This is a genomic window from Salegentibacter sp., assembly GCF_041642575.1.
In the GTDB taxonomy this organism is placed as follows: domain Bacteria; phylum Bacteroidota; class Bacteroidia; order Flavobacteriales; family Flavobacteriaceae; genus Salegentibacter.
Map to the genome: position 1 here is coordinate 1 of NZ_JBEPWD010000175.1, position 2,518 is coordinate 2,518.

Consider the following 2,518-nt stretch of genomic DNA (forward strand, 5'->3'; position numbering starts at 1 on the left):
AATCCCGCTGTCTGAAATCTTCCAATTCACTTCACAATTAAAAAGATTAAGTACATTTATTGGCATTTTCATAGGCTTTTGAAAAACCAAATTCAGCAACATACTTAATGAAAATAAGATCTCTTGAAAAAACAGAATTCGAAACTATTTTTCGGGCATTCTCTCAGGCCTTTGCCGATTATGAAATGCAATGGAATAAAGCACAACTCTTAACAATGCTAAAAAGGCGCGGTTTCGTTCCTGAACTGTCTTTTGCCGCCTTTGATAATGAAGAGATTGTAGCTTTCACTTTTAATGGAATTGGAGTTTTTAATGGTAAACCCACTGCCTATGATACCGGCACGGGAACTTTAAAAGATTATCGAGGGAGAGGCCTGGCGACAGAAATTTTCGAGACCTCGCTGCCGTACCTGAAAGAAAATAATATTGAACAATACCTGCTGGAAGTATTGCAACACAATCCTAAAGCCATTTCTGTTTATAAAAAACTTAGCTTTGAAACCACCAGGGAGCTGAATTATTTCATGCAGAAAAATGAAAAAATTGACCGCAGGCTAAAAATATCAGGCTACTCAGTGGAACAATTAGATACGCTGAATTTTGAATCGGTTTCCGGCTTCTGGGATTTTTATCCTACCTGGCAGAATGACTTTCAGGCCATTCAAAGAGCTTCAGAAGATTTTATATTCCTGGGAGTGTTTACCGGCACAAAACTTATTGGCTATTGCATCTTTGAGCCCGATTCAGGAGATATCACTCAAATAGCGGTTGAAAAACAGCACAGAAGAAAAGGAATAGGAACTTTATTGCTTAATGAAGCTATAAAATTCAATAAGAATGATTCGATTAAAATTATGAATACAGATACTCAATGTATTTCAATTACTGAGTTTCTGAAAACGAATAACATTCCATTAAAAGGGAAGCAATTTGAAATGATCAAGCAGTTATAGGGTTCACAGCCGGCAGCAAAAAAGGCTTCAGCACAAAACGACGCCCTTGATCTCAGTTTAAGATCTGAAATTTAAAAGAAAAGTTGTTCCAACATTCACCTTACTTTCCACACTAATACTACCGCCTAAACTATTCATATAATTATAGACCAGGTATAAGCCTATTCCCTTACTATCATTGTGATTATGAAAACTCTGGTTCAAACCAAAAATTTTGTCGCCAACCTTTTCGGTATCAAACCCAAGCCCGTTATCAGAAAAAATGATCTTTACAGTGTTATCAACCCGTTTAGAGGAAATTCTGATTTTAGGGGGAATCCCGGGCCTGGCATATTTTATTGAATTCGTAATTAAATTGAGAAAAATACTGTGCAGATAAAAAGCATTAAAATTAATATCAGGCACTTCAGTGAAATCTATTTCAAAGACTGCTTTTGAATCTTCAATCAAGGCCTTTAAGGGCGCTATGGTGGTGTCCAGGATATTCTTCAGGTTTAGTTTTTCAACTTTTAGGCTCAGTTTATCTTCTTCATTTAAAAGATCAATATGCTTATTCAATGTGTTCTTCAACTGGAAAGCAGAGGTTTCAAGCATCTCCATATACTCCAGGGTTTCTTCATCCTTTATCTTCGAACTGTCTATCAGACTCAAGATTGAAATAAAATTATTGACCGGTGACCTTAAATCATGGGAGGTTGTATAGGTTAATTGCTTGTACTCTGCATTTACTTTGGTGAGCTTGGCAAGCAGGGAATTTCGCTCTTCCTCCAGTTTTTTAATATGCGTGATATTTTTTGCGATTGCATAAATTAAATTCAGGGAAGGTTCGGGAATGGAGGTCCAGGTGAGCCAAACTAATTCTCCATTTTTCGTGATATAACGGTTTTGAAAGTGTAACAATGGATTTCCTTCCAAAATCAGGGCCCGAGTTTCAGCTGTATTCTGCTTATCCTGGGGATGTACAAAATGGCTTATGGGACTGGAAAATAATTCTTCCCGGGTATAACCCAATAACTTAATAAATGCAGGATTTACCCTTCTGAAATACCCGTCATAACCAGCAATGCAAAGAAAATCTGTAGACGACTCGAAAAAAGGTTCAATGTTAAACTGTTGTTCAATAGCTAACCGGGAATCATCAGAAATATGGAGGGTATTGAATTCGTTTTTCATTTACTTAAAAATGTTTAAACCATTTTTTGATTTGATTTTAAACAGGAATTCTTACAAATACCTGCCTGAACCAAAACGGAATACAGCGATAATTCAGATTCATTCAAACATACGATTTAAAACCCACGAATTCCGAAACTTCTCACTTATTTGTGTATTTCATCGGTATTTTATGCTTTATGTAGTGAATAGGCATTCTAAATGTTAATAATGTCAAAATCAAATACGTGTGAAAAAACGCTTCAAAAATCCCTCTTTTAATGCTTTCCTGGGAACCTGCCGACTTCCTTTCTCATAGCGTTTAAACCACTTTCTTTTTTCTTATTTTTATTAGTCTCCCGGAAACAACTTCGATACCCAGGATGAGAACAATTACTTATATCAAAATTGGA

2 protein-coding genes are annotated in these 2,518 nt (G+C 36.0%); one reads left to right on the plus strand and one right to left on the minus strand.

The window, feature by feature from the left end; translation table 11 throughout:
• The first annotated feature begins 107 nt into the window (after window positions 1-107).
• Window positions 108-953, plus strand: a complete 846-nt coding sequence (locus ACESK1_RS13015) for a GNAT family N-acetyltransferase (RefSeq protein ID WP_372920604.1) — start codon at window positions 108-110, stop codon at window positions 951-953.
• Window positions 954-1,010: 57 nt separating this feature from the next.
• On the opposite strand, the gene ACESK1_RS13020 is transcribed toward ACESK1_RS13015, so the two are convergent.
• The gene (locus tag ACESK1_RS13020; protein ID WP_372920605.1) at window positions 1,011-2,126 is read right to left on the minus strand and encodes a PAS domain S-box protein; all 1,116 of its coding nucleotides are present in this window, start codon (window positions 2,124-2,126) and stop codon (window positions 1,011-1,013) included.
• Between the last annotated feature and the right edge of the window lie 392 nt (window positions 2,127-2,518).

What these genes read in the sequence shown, in the direction of transcription:
- ACESK1_RS13020 (WP_372920605.1), bottom strand. Translation starts at nt 2,126, where the DNA reads ATGAAAAACGAATTCAATACCCTCCATATTTCTGATGATTCCCGGTTA.
- ACESK1_RS13015 (WP_372920604.1), top strand. Translation starts at nt 108, where the DNA reads ATGAAAATAAGATCTCTTGAAAAAACAGAATTCGAAACTATTTTTCGG.